This window comes from Mesorhizobium sp. BH1-1-5, assembly GCF_020165615.1.
Taxonomy (GTDB): Bacteria; Pseudomonadota; Alphaproteobacteria; order Rhizobiales; family Rhizobiaceae; genus Mesorhizobium.
The window spans coordinates 1-25,814 of the sequence record NZ_JAIUIM010000047.1; the positions used below are offsets into that span (position 1 = coordinate 1).

Annotated in this window: 21 protein-coding genes and 1 tRNA gene; 11 read left to right on the forward strand and 11 right to left on the reverse strand. The window is 63.7% G+C overall.

Translation table 11 applies throughout. The features are described 5' to 3' along the window. Positions 1-165: 165 nt before the first annotated feature. Positions 166-242: transfer RNA gene (locus tag LB572_RS33375), tRNA-Asp, on the forward strand. A 120-nt stretch (positions 243-362) separates the two neighbouring features. Here LB572_RS33375 and LB572_RS33380 read toward each other — a convergent pair. The 7 genes from LB572_RS33380 to LB572_RS33410 all read right to left on the reverse strand — a co-directional run bounded on the left by LB572_RS33380 (position 363) and on the right by LB572_RS33410 (position 6,412). Then, positions 363-929, reverse strand: a complete 567-nt coding sequence (locus LB572_RS33380; protein ID WP_318014100.1) for a hypothetical protein — start codon at positions 927-929, stop codon at positions 363-365. A gap of 135 nt (positions 930-1,064) precedes the next feature. Beyond that, on the reverse strand, positions 1,065-1,820 hold the full coding sequence (locus tag LB572_RS33385; RefSeq protein ID WP_224670788.1) for an ABC transporter permease: 756 nt from the start codon (positions 1,818-1,820) through the stop codon (positions 1,065-1,067). Then, positions 1,817-2,590, reverse strand: coding sequence for an ABC transporter ATP-binding protein (locus tag LB572_RS33390; protein ID WP_224670789.1), 774 nt, complete (start codon positions 2,588-2,590; stop codon positions 1,817-1,819). The genes LB572_RS33385 and LB572_RS33390 overlap by 4 nt, the downstream gene beginning before the upstream one ends. A gap of 99 nt (positions 2,591-2,689) precedes the next feature. Then, a complete protein-coding gene (locus tag LB572_RS33395) occupies positions 2,690-3,742 on the reverse strand; it encodes an ABC transporter substrate-binding protein (RefSeq protein ID WP_181179384.1) in 1,053 nt (350 codons plus the stop codon). A 66-nt stretch (positions 3,743-3,808) separates the two neighbouring features. Further along, a complete protein-coding gene (locus tag LB572_RS33400; protein WP_224670790.1) occupies positions 3,809-4,243 on the reverse strand; it encodes a VOC family protein in 435 nt (144 codons plus the stop codon). Between the two features lies 1 nt (position 4,244). Further along, positions 4,245-4,979, reverse strand: coding sequence for a FadR/GntR family transcriptional regulator (locus LB572_RS33405; protein WP_224670791.1), 735 nt, complete (start codon positions 4,977-4,979; stop codon positions 4,245-4,247). Further along, positions 4,976-6,412 carry an FAD-binding oxidoreductase gene (locus LB572_RS33410; RefSeq protein WP_224670792.1) on the reverse strand — a complete coding sequence of 479 codons (1,437 nt, stop codon included), beginning with the start codon at positions 6,410-6,412 and terminating at the stop codon, positions 4,976-4,978. Before LB572_RS33410 ends, LB572_RS33405 begins: the two co-directional genes overlap by 4 nt. 262 nt (positions 6,413-6,674) lie before the next feature. Between LB572_RS33410 and LB572_RS33415 the strand changes: the two genes are divergently transcribed. Together LB572_RS33415 and LB572_RS33420 are read left to right on the forward strand one after the other, a co-directional pair. Continuing rightward, positions 6,675-7,853 (forward strand): M24 family metallopeptidase, encoded by a 1,179-nt coding sequence (locus tag LB572_RS33415; protein WP_224670793.1) that lies wholly within the window; start codon positions 6,675-6,677, stop codon positions 7,851-7,853. Further along, positions 7,840-9,069 carry a M20 metallopeptidase family protein gene (locus LB572_RS33420; RefSeq protein ID WP_224670794.1) on the forward strand — a complete coding sequence of 410 codons (1,230 nt, stop codon included), beginning with the start codon at positions 7,840-7,842 and terminating at the stop codon, positions 9,067-9,069. The genes LB572_RS33415 and LB572_RS33420 overlap by 14 nt, the downstream gene beginning before the upstream one ends. A gap of 36 nt (positions 9,070-9,105) precedes the next feature. On the opposite strand, the gene LB572_RS33425 is transcribed toward LB572_RS33420, so the two are convergent. After that, entirely contained in the window at positions 9,106-10,386 is a 1,281-nt protein-coding gene (locus LB572_RS33425; RefSeq protein ID WP_224670795.1) for a M23 family metallopeptidase, read from the reverse strand. A gap of 302 nt (positions 10,387-10,688) precedes the next feature. Between LB572_RS33425 and LB572_RS33430 the strand changes: the two genes are divergently transcribed. Both LB572_RS33430 and LB572_RS33435 read left to right on the forward strand, forming a co-directional pair. Further along, positions 10,689-11,690, forward strand: coding sequence for a sterol desaturase family protein (locus LB572_RS33430; protein ID WP_224670809.1), 1,002 nt, complete (start codon positions 10,689-10,691; stop codon positions 11,688-11,690). Continuing rightward, positions 11,687-12,823, forward strand: coding sequence for a GNAT family N-acetyltransferase (locus LB572_RS33435; protein ID WP_224670796.1), 1,137 nt, complete (start codon positions 11,687-11,689; stop codon positions 12,821-12,823). The genes LB572_RS33430 and LB572_RS33435 overlap by 4 nt, the downstream gene beginning before the upstream one ends. Before the next feature lie 41 nt (positions 12,824-12,864). Here the strand turns inward: LB572_RS33435 and LB572_RS33440 are convergent, their stop codons facing one another. Beyond that, complete coding sequence (locus LB572_RS33440; protein WP_140803829.1) at positions 12,865-13,332, reverse strand: peroxiredoxin; 468 nt, start codon at positions 13,330-13,332, stop codon at positions 12,865-12,867. Between the two features lie 95 nt (positions 13,333-13,427). On the opposite strand from LB572_RS33440, the gene LB572_RS33445 reads away from it, so the two are divergent. Beyond that, positions 13,428-16,853, forward strand: a complete 3,426-nt coding sequence (locus LB572_RS33445) for a DUF3971 domain-containing protein (protein WP_224670797.1) — start codon at positions 13,428-13,430, stop codon at positions 16,851-16,853. An 11-nt stretch (positions 16,854-16,864) separates the two neighbouring features. On the opposite strand, the gene tyrS is transcribed toward LB572_RS33445, so the two are convergent. Then, a complete protein-coding gene (gene tyrS / locus LB572_RS33450) occupies positions 16,865-18,118 on the reverse strand; it encodes a tyrosine--tRNA ligase (RefSeq protein WP_224670798.1) in 1,254 nt (417 codons plus the stop codon). 280 nt (positions 18,119-18,398) lie between these two features. Between tyrS and LB572_RS33455 the strand changes: the two genes are divergently transcribed. Beyond that, the gene (locus LB572_RS33455; protein ID WP_224670799.1) at positions 18,399-20,042 is read left to right on the forward strand and encodes an ArnT family glycosyltransferase; all 1,644 of its coding nucleotides are present in this window, start codon (positions 18,399-18,401) and stop codon (positions 20,040-20,042) included. Between the two features lie 160 nt (positions 20,043-20,202). Next, positions 20,203-21,072, forward strand: a complete 870-nt coding sequence (locus LB572_RS33460; RefSeq protein ID WP_224670800.1) for a phosphatase PAP2 family protein — start codon at positions 20,203-20,205, stop codon at positions 21,070-21,072. 151 nt (positions 21,073-21,223) lie between these two features. Here the strand turns inward: LB572_RS33460 and LB572_RS33465 are convergent, their stop codons facing one another. After that, positions 21,224-21,898, reverse strand: a complete 675-nt coding sequence (locus tag LB572_RS33465) for an alpha/beta hydrolase (protein WP_140803837.1) — start codon at positions 21,896-21,898, stop codon at positions 21,224-21,226. A gap of 250 nt (positions 21,899-22,148) precedes the next feature. Here LB572_RS33465 and LB572_RS33470 point away from each other — a divergent pair, with 250 nt between their 5' ends. The 3 genes from LB572_RS33470 to sufC all read left to right on the forward strand — a co-directional run bounded on the left by LB572_RS33470 (position 22,149) and on the right by sufC (position 25,806). Beyond that, positions 22,149-23,309 (forward strand): cysteine desulfurase family protein, encoded by a 1,161-nt coding sequence (locus tag LB572_RS33470; protein ID WP_224670801.1) that lies wholly within the window; start codon positions 22,149-22,151, stop codon positions 23,307-23,309. A 190-nt stretch (positions 23,310-23,499) separates the two neighbouring features. After that, positions 23,500-25,023 (forward strand): Fe-S cluster assembly protein SufB, encoded by a 1,524-nt coding sequence (gene sufB / locus LB572_RS33475; RefSeq protein ID WP_224670802.1) that lies wholly within the window; start codon positions 23,500-23,502, stop codon positions 25,021-25,023. Between the two features lie 27 nt (positions 25,024-25,050). Continuing rightward, a complete protein-coding gene (gene sufC / locus LB572_RS33480) occupies positions 25,051-25,806 on the forward strand; it encodes a Fe-S cluster assembly ATPase SufC (protein ID WP_042644485.1) in 756 nt (251 codons plus the stop codon). The last annotated feature ends 8 nt before the right edge of the window (positions 25,807-25,814 follow it).

Genomic DNA, 25,814 nt, shown 5'->3' on the forward strand with positions numbered 1-25,814 from the left:
CCCAGCCTCCATGCGCTGGCGATAAAACCGGACAACTCATGTGCTACCTAACCCGGACAACTCATGTGCTTACGACAATGCTTGAATGCCGCGCTTGACACCCGCAAACGAACCCCTTATCCACCGCCCAACGACGAACACGCCTGACACGTGCTCGTCAAGTGCGCGGGTGTAGCTCAGTCGGTTAGAGTGCCGGCCTGTCACGCCGGAGGTCGCGGGTTCGAGCCCCGTCACTCGCGCCATTCTTCCTTGACAGGATCAATTGGAAATTCGGTTATGGGACACGTCTAGCACGTGTTCCGGCTGCAGTAAGCGGCAGCGGACCTTGCTGGGCCGCCACCTGGCTTGGCTGGTTCAGGCCGCTACTGCCTGACGTAGCAGCGCTTGGGGGCGCCTGGAGCGGGATCATCGCCGAAAGCGTTGTTGCCGCAGCGAACGCCATTCCTGAAAACATTCTGCGTGTATTGGCCACGTGCGCCGTATCTGACCATCGCGCGGCCGCGGAAATCGCAGAACTCACCCTCCCTGGCGCAGGCGACCCATTCGCCGCGGTCCGGGCGTGAGCCGTAGTCTTTGCCCCCGTAATTGTTGTCATCGCCATAGCCGCCGCCGCGCGCCACGAAATAACAGGCCTTTTCGCGGCCAGGAGCGGGGTCGCCAAATAGGCGATTCGAGCAGGGCACGGACTGACGGTCGAAAAACCGCGAGGTTGTTCGACCCCGTGCGCCGTAAACCACCTCCGTGGGATAGGGCAAGCGGCATGTGCCGCCTTCATTGGCGCATCGGCGCAGCTGCTGCGCCGATGCGGTGGCGGGGAAAAGGGCGGACGCCGCGGCGACCAGGCCGGCCAGGAACATGAAGGCCAGCGTCGTTCGGATCGAGACGTGAAAAGTTTTTAACACGAATTGTCTCCCGGTTTGGTTGTACACCGATATCCTACCGCAGACCGATTAAATGCGCGATGAATGCCTGATCGCGTCGGGAAGCTATCGTTAACTCGATGTGCGAGCATGGAGCGCAGGGCCGTTGCCGTCCGGCATACGGCCCGGCTGAGTATTTTCAGCTCAGTATTTGATCACCCGCCGCTCGATCAGGACGACGAGGCAGAACAGCGCGATCGACAGCGACGAGGACAGCACGATCGCCGCGTAAAGCCGGTCGGACTGGTAGTTGAAGGTCGCCTGGATGATCAGCGCGCCGAGCCCTTTGTCCGAGCCGATCCATTCGCCGACGATGGCGCCGATGACGGCGGTGGCCGAGGCAATCCTGAGCGAGGAGAACAGCATCGGCAGGGCGCGGGGCAGGCGCAGGCTCCAGAAGATCTCCGAGCGTGTCGCCGACAGCACCCGGAACAGCTCGTGCTCGTTGTCGCTAGCCGAATCGAGGCCGCGGATCATGTTCACCAGCGTTGGGAAGAAACAGATCACCGCGGCGATGACGATCTTCGGCGTCATGCCGAGACCGAAGATCAGGATGATGATCGGCGACAGCGCCAGGATCGGAATGGTGTTGAAGAAGAGCACGATCGGAAAATAGGCGGCCTGCAGGACGCGGCTGTGGACGAAGAGCACGGCCAGCAGCACTGCGGCCAGATTGCCGATGACGAAGCCGGCTAGCGCCTCGATCAGCGTTGGCCTGAGATTGTCGATGAGGAGCGAAAAGTTCTTCTGGAAGACGCCGAAGATCGCCATCGGCGTCGGCACGATATAGGCCGGCACGCCGAGCAGCGGCAGGAGGTATTGCCACGCAACCAGGATCGAAGCCGCGCCGAGAACCGGTAGCGCAATCGTCATTTGCGGGGAGAGCGGCGCCGGTCTCACGATGCGCGCTCCAGCGCCGTGCGCAGATCGGCCATGGCGGCAACGATCGCGGGATCCTCGCGCTTGCAGCGATTGCCTCCCTGCTTGAAGGGCCGCATGTCGAGGTCCTTGACCACGCGCCCCGGATTGGCAGCCAGCACGATGACGCGCTCGCCGAGATAGGCGGCCTCGGCGATCGAATGGGTCACGAAAAGGACCGTCGTGCCGGTGCGCCGCCAGAGCGCCAGCAATTCGTCGTTGAGACGGTCGCGCGTGATCTCGTCGAGTGCCCCGAAGGGTTCATCCATCAACAGCAGTTTCGGTTCGCCAAGCAAGGCGCGGGCGATGGCGACACGCTGGCGCTGGCCGCCGGAAAGCTGATGCGGCAGGCGCTCGCCAAAGCTACCGAGGCCCATGAGCTCCAGAAGTTCGGCGCTGCGGTCCTCGATCTTTCGGGTGAGGCTGCGCTGGCCGACGCCGAGCGGCAAGCGCACATTGTCACGCACCGTGCGCCAGGGCAGGAGCGTCGAATCCTGGAAGACGAAGCCGACGTCGCGGCGCGAGCGCACCGCGTGCGGCGTCTCGCCGAGCACGCTGATCGTGCCGCCGAGCGGATCAAGAAGGTCCGCCACCACCCTGAGCAGGGTCGACTTGCCGCAGCCGGACGGTCCCAGGATCGACAGGAAGGAGCCGGCCGCGACGGTCAAGTCGAGGCCGGCGAGCACCTTGACGGCCGCCTGCCGGCCGCCATAGCCGACATCCAGCTGCCGCGCTTCGATCGCGTCCGGCATTAGATCAGCACGACATTTGATTGAATCGTCATGCCGATCTAACTCTTTGTTGAAGCATGATCTTTTCCAAAGACCGGTTCCCATTTTCTGGGATCATGCTTAGGCCGCCGGTGCGTCGAGCTTGGGCCGGTCGGCGACCGAGAGCTCGAGGATCTTGGTGGTGTAGACATCCTTGGCGGCCGGGCGTCCGTTCGGATACTGGCCGACCTTGTCGAGCAGCGCCAATTGCTCCTCGATCGAGGCGGGATCGAACGTGCCCCAGCCATCCTTGGCGGTCGCGCCATCGAAGGAAAGCTTCAGCACCAGGTTGACGGTCTTTTCCTCCCAGCCGAGATCCATTTCCGGATAGGCGGCGACCATCTTCTTGACCGCTTCCTGCGGGTTCGCATGCACCCAGCCCCAGCCCTTGCCGACGGCGCCGATGAACTTCGCCAGCGTGTCCGGATCCTTCTCGATCGCAGCATCGGTGGCGAAATAGACGTCGGCATAGGAGCTCAGCCCTAGGTCACGCGTCAGGAGGTCGACGCGGTCGTCGCCGACGACGCTCAGCGCCTGCGTGTTGGTGATCCAGCCGCCAATGGCGTCGACATCGCCGCGCACCAAGGGTGCCTTGTCGAAGCCGACATTAACGATGGTGACCTCCGACGGGTCGATGCCGTTCTTGGCCAGGATTTCATCGATGACGAAGCGCGCGGTCGGCTGGATGCCGATCTTCTTGCCCTTGAGATCGGCCACGCCGCGGATCGGCTTGGCCGGCTTCGAGGTCAGCGCGTAAGGGCCGGTGCGGAAGCCGCAGGCGATGATCTTGATCGGCACGCCGCTGGCGCGGGCCGAATAGAGCTGCGGCGTTTCCGAAAACTGCCCAAGCTGCGCGGCCCCCGAAATGACCGGCGGCACGGTCGAAGCGTTGGGGCCTCCGGGGCTGAACTCGACCTCCAGCCCGGCATCCTTGAAATAGCCGTTGGCGACAGCCGCGATGTCGCCGATCTGGCCGTTGGACATCAGCCAGTCATACTGGATTAAGACCTTGCCGGCAGCCTTCGCGCCCGGGGTCAACACCAGCTGCATGCCGGCGGACGCGGCGGCCACGGCGGCCATGCCGCCTTTGACGAAAGTACGGCGGTTCAATTCGAAGTCCCTGTTCCCATTCATTTTTCGCTCCTGTTGCAGACTTTCTCGTCTCTTCTTCAGGCGCCGCTCCCTTCAGCGCGGCGTCGTCTACGGCTGTTCGTCGTGGTAGTCGCCGGGGCCGCCGTCGAGCCAGGCGTAAAGTTCCCAGAGCGTGTCGTCCGGGTCGGTGAAATAGGCGCAGCGCGCATTCCAGATGTAGTTTTCGGGCGGCCCGTAGAAGGGCACGCCCTTGGCGCTGAGCTCGGCATGCATGCGGTCGATGTCGGTCGGCGTGTCGAGCTGCACGGCGACGCAGACCTTGTGCGCATGGCGCGGCGACTTCAGGTTGGAGACGCCGGTGTGCCGGTTGATGTGGTCGAGTTCCCAGGCGGCGAGCGTCACGCCCTCGCCATGGAAATCGGCAAAGCCTTCGGCGCGGCGGCGCAGGCGGAAGCCGAGCTTGTCGACATAAAATTCGACCGTCCTGTCGATATTTTCCACCAGCAGGCAGATATCGGAGATGCGGGTGATGCTTGCCGGCATGTTATTTCGCTCCGTTGGCTTTCGAGAGCGGCAGCCTGACGCCGACGCGGTTGGCAGCGCCGACGATGTGCGCCCGCATTGCCGCCTCCGCCGCAGCCGGATCGCCCGCCACCAGCGCGTCATAGATGCGCACATGCTCGCCGACATTGATCTCGACGAGGTCGTGCAGCGGGTTGGTCATGCGCGCGTAGTGGATCGAGTGCCGGATCTGTTCGCAGACGAACGATATGAAGGTGTGGATGTAGCTGTTGCCGGTGGCGCGCGCGATCTCGCGATGGAACAGAAGGTCGGCGTCGATGCTGCCTTCTTCCCAACGCTCCTCACCGCCCATGCGGTCGAGCGCCGCCTTGATCGAATCGAGATGCTCTTTGCTGCGCCGCGCCGCGGCGAGTGCCGCCGACTCGGCCTCGAGGATGCAGCGCAGCTCGAACAGCCGCTCCATGTTTTGCGTGTCCTTGAGCGCCTCGCGGTCGATGCGGATCGCGGCGCGCTGCTCGGGCGCCAGCACAAAGGCGCCGATGCCTTGGCGGGCCTCGATCAGGCCGTCGGCCCTGAGCTGGGCGATCGCCTCGCGCACGACGTTGCGGCTGACGCCGAATTTTTCCGACAGCTCCTGCTCGGTCGGCAGCCGCGCGCCGGGGTTCAGTTCGCCGGATTCGATCTCGCGGCTGAGGAAGGTGGCGACCCGGTGCGGCAGCGTCTCGACGGTGCCGATGGCGGCCAGTCTCTGCTTCATGGGAAAGTCTCCGTCGCGGGCAACAGACAGCCGGGATTCATCAGGCCCTTGGGGTCGAGGGCGCTTTTCAGCGCCGCGACCATGCGGCGATGCGTCGGTGAAAGCCCGGCCCAGAATTCCTTTCGCCGGCTGCGGCCGATGCCGTGCTCCGCGCTGATCGAGCCGCCGAGGCCGACGGCGATCTCATAGAGCCCAGCGACAACCTCAACGCCCCGCGCACGAGCCTCTTGCATGGCCAGTTCGAGCGGCGGCAGCACGTTGAAATGGACGTTGCCGTCGCCGGCGTGGCCGTAGGCGAGGGGAATCCAGCCGGGATGCTCCTTCGCGACGAAGCGGCGGGCGCGCTCGATCAGGGCAGGGATATCGGAAATCTTGACCGACAGATCGGTGCGCACATGATAGCCGCGCTTGGCCTGGCCTTCGACAAGGCCCTCGCGGATTGCCCAAAAACTCCTGGCCTGCACGCTACTCGCGGCGAGGACAGCGTCAGTCACCAGGCCATTTTCCATGGCATCGCCGAGGAAGCCGGCAAGCAAGCCGCTGAGGTCGATGGCGGCGCTGGACGACAATTCGATCAGCACCTGGACGGGCGCCGAGACCGGCTCTCTCGTTGCTGGGTCGATCAGCCGGGCAAGCTCGATGCATTCCGAGCCGATGATCTCGAAAGCGGAGATCAGGTCCGAACAGTCGCGGCGCGCCTGGTTGAACAGCGCGATGGCTGCCTCGAACGAGGCCAGTCCGAGATAGGCCGTCTCTGTCCTGGCCGGCTTCGGAAACAGCTTGACCTCGACGCCGGTGATAATGCCCAGCGTGCCTTCCGAGCCGATGAAAAGCTGCTTCAGGTCATAGCCGGTGTTGTTCTTGCGCAGGCCGGAGAAGCCGTTCCACAGCTCGCCATCCGCCAGCACGACCTCCAGCCCGAGGATCAGGTCGCGCGCCATGCCATAGCGCAGCACGTTGACGCCGCCGGCATTGGTGGCCGCATTGCCGCCGATCTGGCAGCTGCCTTGCGCGCCGAGCGCCAGCGGGAACAGGCAATCCTGTGCCTCGCACACGTCCTTGATCGTCTGCAGCACGCAGCCGGCATCGGCCTGCAGCGTGAAGTTGTCCGTATCGATCTGCCGGATGGTGTTTAGCCGCTCGAGGCTGACGACAACCAGGCCCCTGCCTTTGCTGTCGATCGCGCCTGAGACCAATCCAGTGTTGCCGCCCTGCGGGATCACACCGAGTCCAAGCTCGCCGCAAAGCCGCATCACGGCCTGAACCTCGCCGACCGAGGCGGGCCGCAGCACGGTAAGAGCACCGCCGCGATAGTCGCCAGCCCAGTCGCCCAGATATTTGGCCATCCCGGCCGGTTCGACGGCAATGCCGTTCTGTCCGACGGCGCCTTCCATGGCGCTGAGGATTTCCGGCGAGAGGCGTTGAACGGTCATGAACGTTGATGTCTGGATATCGGGTGATACATATCATCCTACAACTTATTTCGAGTCAATCGCTCTCCTGTTCGGCGACCACGTCATCGGCTCGTTCAAGATAGGGCAGCTCCCATGTCGGCGGAGAAGGCGGGCTTATCGGGCTAGGCCCTGCCTATGCGTTGCCCTGGCCGATTGCCGACCATCAAAACCGCCGCGATGGTGGGTGGAAGGGGAAAGCTGCGGCTCGTCCTCGATCAGATCGGTCCGGTGAGGAGGAAAGATGATTGAACTGCCTTTTGCCCGCGAAGAGTATCAGCGGCGGCTCGGAAAAATTCGCGACGAAATGGCCAGGCGCGGCATAGAACTCCTGATCGTCAACGACGTCGCCAATCAGCATTACATCACCGGCTATGATGGCTGGTCGTTCTACACGCCCCAGGTGGTGCTTGTTCCTATCGAGGATATCGAGCCGGTCTGGATAGGGCGCGCCATGGATGCCGCCGGCGGGCTGCTGACGGCCTGGATGAAGCCGGAAAACGTCGTCGGATTCCCGGAGGATCACGTCCAGCGCGCCGACCGTCATCCCATGGACTGGATCGCGGCCTGGATCGCCGCCAAGGGCTGGGGCAATCGCCATATCGGCATCGAGCTAGAAGCCTATTATTTCTCGCCGAAGGCGCATGCGCGGCTCGTCGCCGGGCTGCCCAATGCGAAATGGCACGACGCCGATCTGGTCGTGAACTGGATCCGCGCGGTCAAGTCGGCGCCAGAAATCGCCTATCTTCGCAAGGCGTCGAGGCTGGCCGAGGCGGCAGTCGCGCGGGCCTACGAAGTCATTGCGCCGGGTGTGCGGGAGTGCGACGCGATCGCCGCCATCCAGGCGGCGCAGATCGCCGGCAGCCCGGATTTTGCCGGCGACATCACGGCGCTGCCGCCGACGATTCTCGGCGGTGAGAACGCATCCGCGCCGCACATCATGTGGAGCGACCGGCGGTTCGGAAAGGACGAAACCATCGCGCTCGAGCTTGCCGGCGTCTGCCGCCGCTATGCCGCCGGGCTCGCCAGGACGATGCAGCTCGGCAAGACGCCAGCGGTCGTCGCCGACACGGCAAAGGCGGTGATCGAGGGCATGGATGCGGTGCTCGACACCGTACGGCCGGGCACGACGGCCGAGGCGGTCGAAGCGGCCTGGCGCAAGGTCATAGAGCGTCACGGGCTGAAGAAGGAATCGCGCATCGGCTACTCCATCGGCGTTGCCTATCCGCCGGATTGGGGTGAGCACACGATCAGCCTGCGGCCCGGCGACAAGACGGTGCTGCAACCCGGCAATGTCGTCCATTCCATCCTGGGCATGTGGATGGACGGCTGGGGCATCGAGGTCAGCGAGACCATCCTGGTAACCGACACCGGCAACGAGACGCTGACGAAGTTCCCGCGGGACATCCATGTCAAAGCCTGACCTGCCGTCTTCAGCAAGCGATACCGCGCCCGACATCGATGCCGGAATTCTCGATCGGATGATCGAGATCCGCCGCCATCTGCACCGCCATCCGGAGCTTTCGAACCGGGAGGTGGGCACGCAGCGTTATTTGCGCGAGATGCTCGGAAGGGAAGGGATCGCCGAGATTCGCGACGTTGCCGGCTACGGGCTCGCGGTCGACATCGTCGGCACCGGCCGGCCTTCGAACCGCAAGGTGGCTATCCGGGCCGATATCGACGCCTTGCCGATCGAAGAGGAGTCCGGCGTCGACTTCGCATCGGAAAATCCGGGCGTGATGCATGCCTGCGGCCACGACGCCCATGCCGCGATGGGCTTCGCGGTGGCCGCGCATCTCAATCGCTCGCGCGACAGTTTCGGCGGAACCGTCCGCCTGATCTTCCAGCCGGCCGAAGAGGACGAGCCGTCAGGCGGCAAACGGGTGGTGGAGGAGGGGCTTCTCGACGACGTCGATGCGGCGATCTGCGTCCATGTCGATCCGTATACGCCGTCCGGCAAGGTCGCCGTCGGTTCCGGTCCCTACACTTTGGCATGCGACACGTTCGATGTGCTGGTCACCGGTTCGGCCGCGCATGCGGCAAAACCCTATGAAGGCGTCGACGCGCTGGCCGTGGCCTGCGCCATGGTGAGCGAGCTGCAGAAGATCGTTTCGCGCGAGACCGATCCTTACGATCCGCTGGTCATTTCGGTGACCGCCATCAATGGCGGCAATGCCTACAACGTGACCGCCGGCAAGGTCGCGTTCAAAGGCACCATCCGCAGCGGCAACGATTCCACCCGCGAGCGTGCCTGGCGCCGGCTTCGCGAGGTGCTCGAAGGCGTGGCGTCCAGCCACGGCGCCAGTGTGCAGGTCGACCTGCATCGAGGCGAACCCGGCGTCGTCAACGATGCCGAGATGACCGAACTGATCATCGCCGGCGCCAAGGCCAGCATTGGCGCGGACAATGCCTTGAACATGCCTGGCTGGAGCATTGCCGACGACTTCGCCTATTACAGCGAGAAACGTCCGTCGGTGTATTTCCGGCTCGGCATCCGCAACGAAGAGGTGGGATCGGTCTATCCGCTTCACCACGCCAGGTTCCGGGTCGACGAGGCTGCCCTCAAAAACGGCGCGCTTACCCTGGTTTCGGCGGCAACGATGTTCCTGGCCGGGCAGGAAGGTCCTGGCGCGTCGTAGGGACGCGGCAAGCGCCTACCTCCGAGCTGCCACCGGTCAGAGGTACTGCGCGACCTTCTTGCCGACGGTCAGGAAGCGCAGCGGGTCGACCGCCTCGCCATCGTGGCGCACTTCGTAGTGAAGATGCGGGCCGGTCGAGCGGCCGCTGCTGCCGGTCTTGCCGATGACATCGCCGGCGGCGAGCTTCTGGCCGACGGCGACATCGATCTCGCTCAAATGCCCGTAGCGCGTGGCAAAGCCGTTGCCGTGGTCGACCTCGACCATGCGGCCGTAACCGCCGGCCCAGCCGGCCCTGGTGACGGTGCCGGCGGCCGTGACCTTGGCCGGCATGCCGATCGGCGCCCTGAAATCCATTCCCGTATGCAAGGCGGCGCTGCCCAGGATCGGATCGGTGCGCACACCAAACGGGCTGGTCACCGTATGGCCGGGAGCAGGGTTGGCGAGCGGCAGCTTGCGCGCTTCCTTCTTGACCCCGTCGAGCGCGTCGAGCGCCTCGTCCAGTTCCTTGACCTTGCTGTCGAAAACCATCGAGGGATCAAGCGGAACCAGCGGGCCGCCGACATCGCTCTTGTCGAGCTCGCTGTCGACCGGCAGGCCTGCCGCTTCCAGCGCCTGGGCGATGGCATCGGCATTCTTGTAGGCGTTGTCGGCAAGCATGGTGATGCGCGTAAGCTGCTGGTTCTCGATGGCCTTCAGCGACGCATTGATCGAGACGAACAGCTTGTCGGCGCGGTCGGCGGCCGTTTCGCCGTCTAGCGGATCGGACCTTGTCGACCACAACGAGAAGGGTCTTGTGTCGCCGGTGCTCAACGATGCGACGGAGTAGGTCGGCGCCTGCGACAGGCTGCCGGTGACCTCCGCGTGCTCGTCGGGCTTGGGCGTCGCCGCGCCTGCCGCCGGCGCGTCGCCGACTTCGTTCTCGGCGCGCTCGAGGATCGGCCCTAGCCGTCCATGGCGCTCGCTGAGCTGGGTCTGCCTGGCCAGCAGCTCGCTGACCTTGGTTTCCATCAGCTGCTGGTCGAGAAGCTGGCGGCTGGTGATGCGGTCCACCTGGGCACGAAGAGCCGAGATGCGGTCCTCATAGGCCTGCTGCATGCGCGCCTGCCTCGCCGTCGTGGCGCCGATCAGGTCGTCGCGCAGCACGAGGTAGGACGTCGCGAGCAAATAGCCGATGGCGATCGCCGCCAGAGCCGAGCCGATGAAGGCCGCGAGCCATGGGCGGATGGTGAAATGCCTTATCTCGTTGCCCCGGGCGATGATGACCGTATGCGGTTCCTTACGCTTGCCGAAGATCGCTGACTGACCGGTTGCGTTCACGGGACCAAGCTTTCATTTACGACACCACGACAGCTTGATTACACATTATTAGGGTTAACAAAGGCTTGCCGTGTCGATTGCGCGGCGCCGAATGCACGCAACACGGGCAAGAGGTTGCGCGAAAATCTCAGGACGCGGACGCCATGCCGCGAAATCGTTGACGATGAACACCAATGTTCTGCCAGGAGCAGCCTGTAGCTCACAGAGCAAGGCTCGGATTTCTTAACTGTCTTCGATTGTGTTTAGTTGACGCTTTTCGAGTAAAGGCGTGTTGGTATTTGGGAATCACCGTGACGGTAGGAATGCTGGACGACCTGGTTGGCAAGATCCTCGACAAGATTTCGGGCACCAGTCTGCTGGCGACCGGACTTTTGCTGCTGACTGCCTTTGTCAGCGCGCTTGTGGCCTATTGGCGCACGGTCGAGGAGAAGAGCTGGAGGGAGTTTTTCGAGTTCGCCATCCCGCACGAGGTCATCACCCATCCCTCCGCGAAGGCCGACCTCATGTTCTGGGTCACGAAGAAGGCCCTGATGCCTTTCCTGATGCTGCCCGCTGGAATCGTCTTCGTCACGGCGGTGGGGTACGGGACCAACTGGCTGTTTTCGACACTGTTCCACTTCCAGCCGCCTCTGATCGAGGGGCCGGCAGGGCCGGTGACGGTTCTGATCTTCACCGTCAGCATGCTCCTCGCCTACGACATTTCCTATTATCTCTATCACGTCGCCCAGCATCGCTATCCGCTGCTTTGGGAACTGCACAAGGTGCATCACTCGGCCGAGGTGATGGTCGGAATCACCAAGGACCGGGTCCATCCGCTCGACGAGTTGATGAACCGAGCATGGGACGGCATCATCGTGGGGCTCTGCTTCGGCATCTGGTCGCTGATTTCGCTGAACCTTGTCGAACTGACCGTTTTTGGCGTCAACGTCTATGTCATGCGTAACATCCTGATGATGGATTTCGTCAGGCACACGCATTTCAAGATCTCGTTCGGCCCGCTCAACAATTTGATCCTGTGTCCTCACTGGCATCAGTTGCATCACAGCGTCGATCCGCGCCACTACGACAAGAACTTCGGACTGCTCTTCTCGTTCTGGGACCGGCTCTTCGGAACATTGTGTGTGCCGAGGCCCGACGAGGACTTCAAGTTCGGGCTGGTCGACCGCGATGTGCGCGACTATCAGTCGCTCGCAGGCCTTTATGTCATGCCGCTGAAGCGGATGTGGGGGCATATCGCCAGGCGCATCCAGCCCGGAAAGCCACAGTCACGCACCTCGCGATCCTCGGAGGGGACACGGCCATGAACGCTCCCGTTGTGCTCGCAGTCCCGCGGACACGCACCTTCGAAGTCGTGACATCGGCGGTGCGCCTGGCCGAGATCGCACCGGCCTGGAGCGCGCTCTGGCAGCGGGCTGGCGGGCTTGTCTTCCAGCACCCGGACTGGATCGCGGCCTGGTGGCGCACCACCCCGCAGCAGGAGCGGCGCGCGCTCAGGATCGGGCTTGCCTGGAACGGCGACCGGCTCGATGGCGTGATAGCGCTCGCGACCTTCAGGCGTTCCGGCATCCGCATACTCGAATGGGCGGCGAAGGATCACAGTGACTATGGCGACGCGCTGGTTGCACCTGACAGCGACCCGCGGGCGATCTCCCGCCTTTGGCAGTATGTTTTCGACCAGGGTGGCTTCGACCTGATCTATCTCAACCGTCTGCTACCGGATGCCGGTGTTCATGCCCTGCTGGAACCGGCTCATGGCAAGGCGCTCCGGCCCAATCACCGCACTGAAATCAGCTATCGTGTCGCTGGCTCCTGGCAGCGTGGGCCGGAATGGTTCGAGACGTTGTCCAAGAAGGGCCGGCAGAACTATCGCCGTGGCCGCAAGCTCATGGAAGAAAGCGGTGCATTGCGTTTCCGGCTGCTGGATGCGGAGGATCCGCGCGAGCCGGTGCTCGAGCGCGTCGCGACGTTGAAGCGCCTCTGGCTCGCTCGCCATGGTCGTGCCTCGGATCTGTTCGATAAGGGCTCGCCGGTTCTCGCCGCGCTTATTTCGGTGCTGGCCGACCTCGGGCTGTTGCGCATCTTCGTGCTGGAGCTTGACGACACGATCGTCGCTGTCTCGATCAATTTCGAGCAGCAAGGCACGATGATGGCTTTCGTCACCACCTATGATCCCGAATACGAGCGCGCCTCGCCGGGTATGGTGCTGATGATGGACTATATCCAATGGTCGTTCGACCGTGGCCTTGCCACGATTGATTTTCTCTGCGGCGGCGAGGATTTCAAGCGGCGCTTCGCCACGCAATCAGTCACGCTGTCGTCCATGATGGGTGCGCGCGGCTTGCGTGGCAATCTTGCCGCGCTGGCCGATCAAGTGAGCCATGTTTCGAAATCCTGGAGGACGCGGCGGCAGCCGAAGGCCGAGGCACCTGACGAGTAACGACCATAATTGTCGATTGCTTTGGTGGGCTTTGGCGACGCTCAGAGTGCGCGCACGGCCTCGAGTACCGCTTCGGCATGGCCTTTGACGCGAACCTGGCGCCAGATGCGGACGATGCGGCCGTCCTTGCCTATCAGGAAGGTGGCGCGCTCGACACCCATGTATTTGCGCCCGTACATCGTCTTCTCGACCCACAAATGATAGGCCTCGATCACCTTGCGCTCCTCATCGGCGACGAGGTCGACGGTGAGATCGTACTTCGCCTTGAATTTGTCATGTTTCTTGACGCTATCGGGCGATAGCCCAATGACCGCGGCACCGGCCTTCTCGAACTCCGGCTTCAACTGCGAGAAGCCGATCGCCTCGTTGGTGCAACCTGTGGTGTCGTCCTGCGGATAGAAGTAGAGTACAACGGGCTTGCCCCGGAACGCAGCGAGACTGAGGGAGTCCCCGCCGTCACGCGGAAGATCGAATTGGGGTGCTGCGTCGCCCACTTCGAGATCAGCCATATCGATGTCCTTGTTTGCGGTTACGCGCGGGAAATCATCGATATAACGTGAAGCGGGGATTCGTCCACGACGAGTTCGTCACAACGGAATATTGCTTGGATCAGGAAGAACCGCAGCACGAGAAGATCAGGTTCAGGCGTGACGAGATCACCGACCTGGCAGCACTTCCGTCCGCGTGCAGCGTGCCGCCGCTTGGCCGCGCGGCGGTGCGTCGGCGCTTCCATATTCTCGGTCGCGTGTTTGCCGGGCTTTGCGCGTTCGTGCTTCTGGCGGCGGCGGGCGTCTACGTCCTCGGCGCCTCGGGCATCGGCACGGAACGACTTCGGGCCGAGGCCGAGACAGCCATCGAGAAGCTGGCCGGCGTCGATGTCAACGTCACTGTCGGCGCGGCGCGACTGACGCTCGACGGGTCGAGCTTCGTCGCCCTGCAGGTGAGCGATGTCGGCCTGAAGACGGCCGACGGCAAACCGATGGCCGATATCGGGCGCGTGCGTTTCGGCATGCGCCTGCTGCCGCTGCTTTCCGGCGATGTCCGGCTGACCAGCGCCAGATTTTCCAACGCCCACATCGTGGTGGCCGCCATGCCCTCCGGCGGCGGCGACTGGACGGCGGCGCTGCGCAACGAGGACGGCCTTGTCGACCCGGAGAAAGTGTCGGCGGCGGTGTTTTCAGGCGTCAACGACGCGCTGGATGCCGTGCGCGAGGACTCGATGCGCCAGATCGATCTGCGCAATGTCGAGTTCGAACTGCCGGACACCGGGCTGGTCAAGCGCGTGACCGTCGCCTCGGCGACAGTCGCGCAGACCGGTACGGGAAGCATCCAGCTTTCTTACGATGCCGATGTCGACGGCAGGCACGCGACTTTGACCGCCTCGGCGACGCGCGATGCGACGGCAAGGCGCATTTCGTCGCTGGATGCCAACCTCGAGATAGCCGGCCCCTCCGGCGAGGACAGTTCGACCGGGACCGCTCCGGCGGCCGATGGCGCCAAACTGGGTTCGATCGCGTTGAAGCTTTCGGGCTCGGAAGCGTCGGGCGACAACCCGTCGCGCCTGGCGGCTTCGCTGTCGCTCGCCGGTTCGGTGCTCGACCTGGACGAACGCGGGCTGCTGCCGACCGATGTCGATGCCGATGCCACGCTGGTGGCCGGGTCGAACAAGATCTCGATCGACCGGCTGCTGATCAGGAGCGGGCGCTCCAGCTTCGACTTTGCCGGATCGATCGGGCCGAAGCCGGCAACAGCGGGAGAGGAGCCGGCCTACCGCTATGACCTCACCAGCGACGGCTCGACGCTGGCGCCTTCGGAATCGCCGGAACCGGCGCTTCAGTTCCTGGCCCGTATCGCCGGGGTCTACCAGCCGAAGAGCCGCAAGCTCGTCGCCGAGCAGATCGGCGTGCGCTCCGGCGGACCGGGCGAGGTGCTGGGCGCCGCCACGGTCGCCTTCATCGACAACGGCCCGCCGGGAGTATCGCTGTCGCTCAACGTTCACGACATGCCGGTCTCGCATGTCAAGCAATTGTGGCCGTGGTTCTCGGCCCGCAACGCGCGGCTTTGGGTGCTGGGAAATCTATTCGGCGGCACGGTGACCGACGCCAACCTGCAGTTCCAGATCGTTCCGGGGCGTCTGGGCAACGGCGTGCCGCTTAACGGCGACGAAGTGTTCGGCCGTTTCCAGATCGAAGGATCGCGTTTCGATACCGCCGGGCGCATCCCGCCGATCCGCGACGCCGTCGGCGCCGTTGCGTTCCACGGCAACGATGTCGACATCGCGCTCTCCTCGGGCAGCGTCTATATGCCGAGCGGCCGCACCGTGGCGGCAAGCGGCGGCACGCTGACGATCAAGAACGCGAACCTGCCGATTGTGGTCGGTGGGCTCGACATCGACGTTGCGGGCGAGGCGCCGGCGATCGCCGAGCTGGCTTCCTACGAGCCGATCAATGCCATGCGCCATGTCGGACTGGCACCCGAGGACCTCTCCGGCGCCGTCACGGGTCACGTCAGGGCGGACATTCCGCTGACCAGGGGCATGGATACCTCGAAGCTCGATTGGCTGGTTTCGCTCGACTATCAGGGTCTGTCCTTGGCCAAGCCTTTCGAGGACCAGACGGTGACCGACGCCAATGGCTCGATCACCGTCGGGCCGAAGCAGGCGGTGATTTCCGCCGAAGCCAAGCTCAACGGCATTCCGGCCGAGCTCGACCTGGTCGAGCCGCTTGAAGATGACGGGCCGGCGCGCAGCCGCAAGGTCGCGCTGATCCTCGACGACAAGACGCGCAATGCCAGCATGCCCGGCCTGTCGGACCTGCTCTCGGGCACGATCAAGGTGGCGATCGACAAGAGCGGCGAGGGCGCCCAGCAGGTTTCGGCGGACCTGACCAATGCCAGGCTCGACATTCCCTGGGCGGGCTGGAGCAAGGGTGCCGGCATTCCCGCCAAGGTTGCTTTCAACATGGCGAAGTCCGGCAGCACTACCACGCTGTCGGACTTCGATCTCGACGGAAAAAGCTTTTCGATCGACGGCAATGTGACGCTGGTCAATGGCGCTTTGTCTGCGGCCCGCTTCAGCAAAGTCGCGTTGAACAGAGGCGACGACGTCGCCGTTTCGGTGAAGCGCGCCGGCAAGAGCTACGCCGTCGATGTCAGCGGCGTGTCGCTCGACGCCCGCTCGCTGATCAAGCAGTTCACCTCGGACGTCGATACCGCCACCAAGGGCGCCGGCAGCGACGCGATCTCGGTGAGCGCCGATGTGGCAGCGCTGACCGGTTTCCACGACGAGGTGCTTTCCAACCTCAAGCTCGAGTACAGCGCCGCCGGGTCGCGCGTGAACGGGCTCAACGTCACCGCCGCGGCAAGCTCGGGCGCCGCAATCGCGATCAGCAACACGACCAGCGAAGGCGGCCGCGTGCTCAGGGTGAAATCGGCCGATGCCGGCGCGATCCTGCGTTTCCTCAACGTCTACGAGCATATGGAAGGCGGCGCGATCACGCTGTCGCTGTCTGGCGCCGCCGACGGGCCGATGAAGGGGCAGGTGGACGCCAGTAATTTCTATATCGTCAACGAGCCCAAGCTGGCCTCGATCGTGTCGACCACGCCGGCCGGCGATACACGCAGCCTGAACGAGGCCGTCAAGGGCAATATCGACACGTCCAGGGTACAGTTCGAGCGCGGCTTTGCCGAGATCGACAAGGGTTCCGGCTATCTGAAACTGGCGAACGGGTTGCTGCGCGGCCCGCGCATCGGCACGACCTTCCAGGGCACGCTCTACGACCCGAACAACAACATGGACATGACCGGCACCTTCATGCCGGTCTACGGGCTGAACCGCATCTTCGGCGAACTGCCGCTGTTCGGGCCCCTGCTGGGCAACGGGCGCGACCGCGGCCTGATCGGCGTCACCTACCGGCTGCGCGGCAACGCCAACAAGCCGACGCTCAACATCAACCCGCTATCGGTTGTGGCGCCCGGCATATTCCGCTCGATCTTCGAGTACAGGCAGCAACCGTCCCAAAATGCGCAGTAAGGTGCGGCCGGTCAGGTCGGCCGCACCAGCACGTGCTTCTTCTTGCCGAGCGAGAGCTTCATGACGCCTTCCGGACCGAGGTCCTGAAGCGTGACGACGCGCCGGTCGTCGGTCAGCGGCTGGTCGTTGATGCGCACGGCGCCGCCCTGGATATGGCGACGTGCCTCGCCGTTTGAGCCGGCCAGCCCGGCGGTGACGAACAGCGCGAGGATGCCGATCCCGGCCTCCAGGTCGGACCTTGCCACCTCGACACTGGGCAGCGTGTCGGCGAGCGCGCCTTCCTCGAAGGTCTTGCGCGCGGTCTCGCTTGCGGTCTCGGCTGCGTCGCGGCCGTGCAGCATGGCCGTAATCTCGGTGGCGAGGATCTTCTTGGCCTCATTGATCTCCGAGCCGCCGAGCTTTTCCAGGCGCGCGACTTCGTCCAAGGGTAGGGTCGTGTAGAGCTTCAGGAAGCGACCGACATCGGCGTCCTCGGTGTTGCGCCAATATTGCCAGAACTCGTAGGGCGAGAGCATATCGCCATCGAGCCAGACCGCGCCTGACGCCGACTTCCCCATCTTGGCGCCGGACGAGGTCGTGAGCAGCGGCGTGGTCATGGCGAAGAGCTGCACGCCTTCCATGCGGTGGCCGAGGTCGATGCCGTTGACGATATTGCCCCACTGGTCCGAACCACCCATCTGCAGCCGGCAGCCGACACGCTTGTAGAGCTCCACGAAGTCGTAGGCCTGCAGGATCATGTAGTTGAATTCGAGGAAGGACAGCGACTGCTCGCGGTCGAGCCTCAGCTTCACGCTATCGAAGGCGAGCATGCGGTTTACGGAGAAATGCCGGCCGACATCGCGCAGGAAGTTGACGTAGTTGATCTGCATCAGCCAGTCGGCGTTGTTGACCATGACCGCATCGCCGGGGCCGCTGCCGAATTTCAGGTAAGGCGCGAAATTGCGGCGGATGCCGACGAGATTGTCGTCGATGTCCTGCGGGGTCAAAAGCTTGCGCGCCTCGTCCTTGAAGGACGGATCGCCGATCATCGAGGTGCCGCCGCCCATCAGCGCGATCGGCCGATGGCCGGTCTGCTGCAGCCAGTGCAGCATCATGATCTGGATCAGCGATCCGGCATGCAGGCTCTTCGCGGTGGCATCGAAGCCGATATAGGCGCTCACCGTTTCCTTGGCGAAAAGCTGGTCGAGGGCGGATTCATCCGAAATCTGGTGGATGAAGCCGCGCTCGCTCATGATGCGCAGGAAATCGGATTTGAAGGCGGACATTTTTTCTTCCTGGAGATCGCCGGGCACTTGGCCATGCTTTATGTGAAGGCGCGCGTTTAGCATCCAAGCGCGATCAGCAAAAGTGGTTTCCGGTTTTGCGTCCGATCGCGCTTCAACCAACAAACACGCGATCAGCAAAAGTGGTTTGCGGTTTTGCGCCTGGTTGCGTGGGGCAGCCGTCCTTGCTTCACCTTCCTCGCTGGCGTAATGAAGCGCCGCGCAAAGACAGGCGCACCGCGACGGGGCTATCCCGCAGTTTCAGATCGGAAAAGCTCCCGCGATGAACAGGAACTACCTCTTCCTCTTTCTGTTCAGCATCGTCATGACCGTCAGCGGGCTGGCCAGCCTGCCGCCGGTGGATCGCGACGAAGCCCGCTTCGTCCAGGCTACCAAGCAGATGGTCGAGACGGGCGATTATGTCGATATCCGCCTGCAGGACGTCACGCGCTACAAGAAGCCGATCGGCATCTACTGGCTGCAGTCGGCGGCCGTGGCGCTGAGCGGCGAGGGGGCCGCGGCGCCGATCTGGATCTATCGCCTGGTTTCGATGCTGGGCATCGCGCTCGCCGTCGTCGGGATCGGCTGGACCGGGACAAAACTCTTCGGCGCCAATGCCGGACTGGCCGCCGGCCTGATGATGGCGGCGATCTTCGCCACCGCCTTCGAGGGGCGCGACGCCAAGACCGACGCGATGCTGCTCGCCTGCTGCGTGATGGCGCAAGGCGCGCTGGCGCAGGTCTATTGGGCGGCAAAGCGCAACGAGCCGGTACCCGGGCATCTGCCGTGGATCTTCTGGATTGCGCAGGGGTTGGGCATCCTCATCAAGGGGCCTGTCTCGCCGCTCTTGTCGCTGCTGACGGCCGCGGCGCTCTTTGCCTTCGACCGCGACTGGCGCTGGCTGCTGAAGATGAAGCTGGCGCGCGGCGTCCTGATCGTGCTCGCGATCGTGCTGCCCTGGCTGATCCTCATCACTTGGAAGAGCGGCGGCGCCTTCTTCCAGGAAGCAGTCGGCAAGGACATGCTGAACAAGGTGGCGCAAGGCGAGGAATCGCACGGCCTGCCGCCCGGCTTCTACATGCTGACCTATTCGCTGTTCATGTGGCCCTTCGGGCTGATCGCGGTCGGCGCCGGCCTGCAGGCGATCAACCGTTTCCGGGACGATCCGCGCCTGCGCTTCTGTCTCGCCTGGTACATTCCGTTCTGGCTGGTGTTCGAGGCGATCCCGACCAAGCTGCCGCATTATGTCATGCCGGCCTATCCGGGCATGGCGCTGCTTATCGGCTGGCTGCTCACCTTGCCGGCGGACCAGGCCAATGCGCCGCTGAAGCGCTGGCAGACTTGGCTGTGGTGGGCAACTGCCTTCGGCCTTGCCGTGGTGGCGATCGGCCTTGCCGTGGTCTGCGTCGGCGCGCCGCTTTATCTGGCCAAGGCCTTCTCCTGGTGGAGCATACCTGCGGCGATCGCCGCTCTGGTCACCGGTTATCTTGCCTTCCCGCGGCAATTGCAGGTGCCGCTTTCGCGCATTGCCGCGATCGCGGTCGGCGCCGGCATCACCTTCAGCCTGCTCTTCGGCGTCATCGCGCCGTCGCTGAAGCCGATCTGGCTGAGCCCCGCCATCAAGGCCGCGGTCGAGGCCAACCGTCTTTGCGACACCACCGTGCTTGCCTCGGCGAAGTTCCAGGAGCCCAGCCTGGTCTTCCTGGTCGGCACCAAGACCGTGCTGACCGACGTCGAGGGTGTGGCGCGGCATCTGCTGACCGATCCATCCTGCGCGCTTGGGCTGGCGCCGATCAAGGACGAGCAGCATCTTGCCGACGTGCTGGCCGCCCAGGGCAAGTCGGCGAAGCGACTGACCGAGATCGACGGGATCAACTATTCGTCAGGAGACAAGCTCTCGCTCGGCCTTTACCGGGTGGCGCCGTGATGAATAGCGTCGGGCATAGAATGCCCCTATAAGCTCGCGACCAGAGCCGGATGATTTCAGGTCAAAAACGACCTGAAATCTGAATCCGGCTCTGAATCAAAGAGATAGAGCATGATGTCGCCCGAAAACCGCCGCACACTTTTCGGCATCATGCTCTAGCATGTCCGCCGCGCCCCTTGCCCTCTACCGCCGCTCGCTCGGCAATTTCCGCGACACGATGACGATCGTCAGGCGACGCTTTGCCGTGCGGCCGGCGCGCTATCCTAGGATTCTATGGGGCGTCTGGCTGCTGGCCTGGGCGCTGGTCACCGTGGCGGTCTTCCTGCGCCTCGATGCCGGCGCCGGCGAGATGCGCGGCGAATGGTCACCCGGCTTCGTGCGCTTCACCGATTTTTTCACGCAATTCGGCTTGGGCGGCTGGTACCTCATTCCGGCAGCGCTCTGCCTCGTCACCGCCAATCTGACGGACTGGCGCGGTCTGTCCCGGCATGGCCGGATGGTCGTCTACAACTGGACCTGTTTCGCCTTCCTGGTGCTCTGCGCCGTCGGCTTGTCCGGTCTGGCGGTCAACGTGTTGAAATACGGCATCGGCCGCGCCCGGCCGCTTTATTTCGACAGTTTCGGCGTCCTGTCGCTGCATCCTTTCGCCATGGACGCGCGCTTTGCCGGTTTCCCCTCCGGCCATGCCACGACGATGGGCGCGGTGTTCGGCATCCTGCTGCTGCTGTTCCCAAGACGTTGGTACATCTCGCTGGTGGTCACCGCCTGCATCGCTTCGACCCGCGTCTTCGTCGGCGCGCATTATCCCAGCGACACGGTCGCAGGCTTCGGCCTCGGGCTGGCGTTTGCGGTGGTCTCGGGGCTGGTGTTCGCCCGGCTCGGCTTCATCTTCCGCCAGACAGGCTCGAAGCTGCCGGTGCGCAAGCGGACATTCCGGCTGAAACCGTCCAACGCGCCAAGAGGCAGAATTTCGATGGCCGGCCTGGTTGAGGGCGGCGAGATCGGCGCCGACAGAACGCAGACCCATTAAAGCGCCCGGATTTCGCAGCGTTCCGCGCTAGCGAGGTTCACCCTTTCATGGAAACGGCGAACCGCTCTATCTCTTTGTTTTTTACGCAATTCCAGACGGAAGGCCACGGCGAGGTCGCCGAGCCTAACCACTCACACTTTCCTGGAATTGCCTAGCGCAGCCGCTTCGGCCGTGGATCGGCGAGCTCGCCGGCCAGCCGCCGATCGAGATAGTCGGCGCATTCCTGGAGCAGCAGCTCGGAATCGTTGGCGAAGAAGTGGTTGGCGCCGGGAATCGTCTTCTGGGTGATGGTGATGCCCTTTTGCGTGTGCAGCTTGTCGACCAGGCCCTGCACGTCCTTGGGTGGCGCCACCTTGTCGGCGTCGCCATGGATGATCAAGCCGGATGACGGGCAAGGCGCCAGGAAGGAGAAGTCATAGGTGTTGGGCTGAGGTGCCACCGAGATGAAACCCTCGATTTCCGGGCGGCGCATCAGAAGCTGCATGCCGATCCACGATCCGAAGGAATAGCCGGCGACCCAGCAGCTTTTGGAATCCGGATGCAGCGACTGCACCCAGTCGAGGGCCGCGGCCGCGTCCGACAATTCGCCGGTGCCGTGGTCGAACTCGCCCTGGCTGCGGCCGATGCCGCGGAAATTGAAGCGCAGCGTGGTGAAATCGCGCTTCTGGAACATGTAGAAGAGGTCGTAGACGATCTTGTTGTTCATCGTGCCGCCGAACTGCGGGTGCGGATGCAGCACGATGGCGATCGGGGCGCTCTTTTCCTTCGAGGGTTGGTAACGTCCCTCCAGGCGACCAGCCGGACCGGCGAAAATGACCTCAGGCATAAAATACTCCACGTGGCATACGAAGGCGCTACCCCGGAACTCTTCTGGTCCCAGCTTTTCTGCGGCCTTGACGCCGGGCGAGCGTCTTCCTAGAAGCTAGTTTAGAATTGTTCAAAACTGGGCAGCCGAAACGCAATGGTTTGGCCGCCCACGCCGCAAGCCGGGTAAATAGGACGGCTTGCCTTGCAATTTCAAGGAAATAACGCGCTATCCTCGCGGGATAGTTGGCGAAAGGACGAACTGAGCGAAAATGGCCGCAACCCGCGCCTATCTCGACTACAACGCCAGCGCGCCGCTCATTGCGGAAGCGCGGGCGGCGATGGTCACCGCGCTCGATGCCGCCAACCCGTCATCCGTCCACGCCGAAGGCCGCGCCTCGCGCCGACTGGTCGAGGATGCGCGCCGCGACGTGGCGCGGCTGGTCAACGCCCGACCGGAACATGTCGTCTTCACCTCCGGCGCCACCGAGGCGGCTTCGACGCTGCTTAGGCCCGACTGGCAGATGGGGCGCGGCGCCATCCGCATGAGCCACCTCTATGTCTCGGCGGCAGACCATCCCTGCATCCTGAATGGCGGGCGATTTGCGGCAGCACAGGTGACGAAGGTCGGCGTCGACCGGAACGGCATTGCCGATCTCGGTGCGCTGGTCGCCGCGCTTGCCGCGCATGACAAGGACGCCGGCCTGCCGCTGGTGGCGATCCATGCCGCCAACAACGAGACCGGCGTTGTCCAGCCGGTCGGTCGCATCGCCGAAATCGTCAAGGCCGCCGGCGGGCTGCTGGTGGTCGACGCCGTGCAGGCTGCCGGGCGGATTCCGCTCGATATGTCAGTTCCTTATGCCGATTACCTGATCCTGTCCTCGCACAAGATCGGCGGTCCGAAGGGCGTCGGCGCGATCATCGCCGCGTCCGACCTGATGATGCCGCGGCCGCTGATCAATGGCGGCGGCCAGGAGAAGGGTCATCGCGCCGGCACGGAAAATGTCGCCGGGATCGCGGGTTTCGGCGCCGCCGCGCGCGCCGCGCTGACCGGTCTCGACGGCATGGACGCCATCGCGCAGCGGCTCGACGCGGTCGAGGCGATCGTGCGCGGCCTCGCGCCGGACGCGGAAATCTTTGGAACGGCGGCACCAAGGCTTGCCAACACGACATTCTTCGCTATTCCCGGCATCAAGGCCGAGACGGCGCAAATCGCTTTCGATCTCGCCGGCGTCGCATTGTCGGCGGGTTCGGCCTGCTCGTCGGGAAAAGTCGGACCGAGCCATGTGCTGAAGGCGATGGGCCATGGCGAGAGCCTGGGCGCCTTGCGCGTGTCGATCGGTCGCGCGACCGGCGCCGAGGATATCGAGGCTTTCCGGGCGGCGCTGGCCGGGATCGTCGCTCGCCGCGCGGGCAAGGAAGAAGCCGCCTGACAGCGGCAAAGATGAATTCAGGCCATACGGCCTGGTAGAGCCGTGCGTTTTGTCCTGGCCGGGTGAATTTCCGGCGGACACGCACTATATGGAACTTACTCCGCCGCGAGTCCCATCTGGGGCACGATTTCGGCGGTGCCATAGTTTGAAAACTGTCGGGCCTTGACCCTGGCGTGGATGGAGAACGCTTATGCCTGCTGTGCAGGAGACGATCGATCGGGTTCGAAAGATCGACGTCGACCAGTATAAATACGGATTCCAGACAGAGATCGAGATGGACAAGGCCCCCAAGGGCCTGAGCGAAGACATCATTCGCTTCATCTCGGCCAAGAAGGATGAGCCGGACTGGATGCTGGAATGGCGTCTGGAGGCCTATCGCCGCTGGCTGACGCTGGAAGAGCCGACTTGGGCGCGCGTCCACTATCCGAAGATCAACTTCCAGGACATTTATTACTACGCCGCGCCGAAGAGCACGCCAGGCCCGAAGTCGCTGAGCGAAGTCGATCCTGAGTTGCTCAAGGTCTATGAGAAGCTCGGCATCCCGCTCAAGGAACAGGAAATCCTGGCCGGCGTGCAGAAGACCGGGGCGGCTGACACGGACGAAGAAGAGGTCGGCGACAACGTCTATAAATCCGGCCGGGTCGCGGTCGACGCCGTTTTCGATTCCGTTTCGGTGGTCACCACCTTCAAGGAAGAGCTCGCCAAGGCCGGCGTCATCTTCTGCTCGATCTCGGAAGCGATCCGCGAGCATCCGGAACTGGTCAAGAAGTACCTGGGCTCGGTCGTGCCGACCTCGGACAATTTCTACGCGACGCTGAATTCCGCGGTGTTCACAGACGGCTCGTTCGTCTTCGTGCCGAAGGGCGTCCGCTGCCCGATGGAGCTGTCGACCTATTTCCGCATCAACGAGAAGAACACCGGCCAGTTCGAGCGCACGCTGATCATCGCCGAGGAGGGGGCTTACGTCTCCTATCTCGAAGGCTGCACGGCGCCACAACGCGACGAGAACCAGCTGCATGCCGCGGTGGTCGAGCTGATCGCGCTCGACGACGCCGAGATCAAGTACTCGACTGTGCAGAACTGGTATCCGGGCGACGCCGAGGGCAAGGGCGGCATCTATAATTTCGTCACCAAGCGTGGCGACTGCCGCGGCGACCGCTCGAAGATCTCGTGGACGCAGGTCGAGACCGGCTCGGCCATCACCTGGAAATATCCGAGCTGCATCCTGCGCGGCGACGATTCCCAAGGCGAATTCTATTCGATCGCGGTCTCGAACGGCTACCAGCAGGTCGATAGCGGCACCAAGATGATCCATCTCGGCAAGAACACGTCGAGCCGCATCATCTCCAAGGGCATCGCCGCCGGCTTCTCGCAGAACACCTATCGCGGCCAGGTCTCGGCGCATCGCAAGGCGGCTAACGCCCGCAACTTCACCAATTGCGATTCGCTGCTGATCGGCGACCAGTGCGGCGCGCACACCGTGCCATATATGGAAGCCAAGAACGCGACGGCGAAGTTCGAGCACGAGGCGACGACGTCGAAGATCTCCGAGGACCAGAAGTTCTACGTCATGCAGCGCGGCATCCCCGAGGAAGAGGCGATCGCGCTGATCGTCAACGGCTTCGTCAAGGACGTCATCCAGCAACTGCCGATGGAGTTCGCGGTCGAGGCGCAGAAGCTGATCGGCATCAGCCTCGAGGGTTCGGTCGGCTGACCGCAATACGATATTCAGGAAGAGATTATGCTTGAGATCAAGAATTTGCATGCCCGCATCGTCGATGACGGCACCGAGATCATCCGCGGCCTGAATCTCACGGTGAAAGCCGGCGAGGTCGCCGCCATCATGGGCCCGAACGGTTCGGGCAAGTCGACGCTGTCCTACATCCTCGCCGGCCGCGAGGACTATGAGGTGACCGAGGGCGACATCCTCTATAACGGCCAGTCGATCCTGGAAATGGATCCGGCCGAGCGCGCCACCGCGGGCATCTTCCTCGCCTTCCAGTATCCGATGGAGATACCCGGCGTGGCGACCATGGAATTCCTGAAGGTGGCCATGAACGAGCAGCGCAAGGCGCGCGGCGAGGAGCCGCTGAAGGTTCCGGAATTCCTGAAGCGCGTGAAGGAGGCCGCGGCCTCGCTCAGCATGGACATGAACATGCTGAAGCGGCCGCTCAATGTCGGCTTCTCCGGCGGCGAGAAGAAGCGCGCCGAGATCCTGCAGATGAAGCTCTTGGAGCCAAAGCTCTGCGTGCTCGACGAGACCGATTCCGGCCTCGACATCGACGCGCTGAAGATCGTCTCGGACGGCGTCAACGCGCTGCGCTCGCCGGAGCGCGCCATCGTCGTCATCACCCACTACCAGCGTCTGCTCGAGCACATCGTGCCGGACAGTGTGCACGTGCTCTACAAGGGTCAGGTCATCAAGTCGGGCGACAAGTCGCTGGCGCTCGATCTCGAGGCCAATGGCTATGCCGGCGTGATCGGCGAAGCCGCGTGAGATGGGAG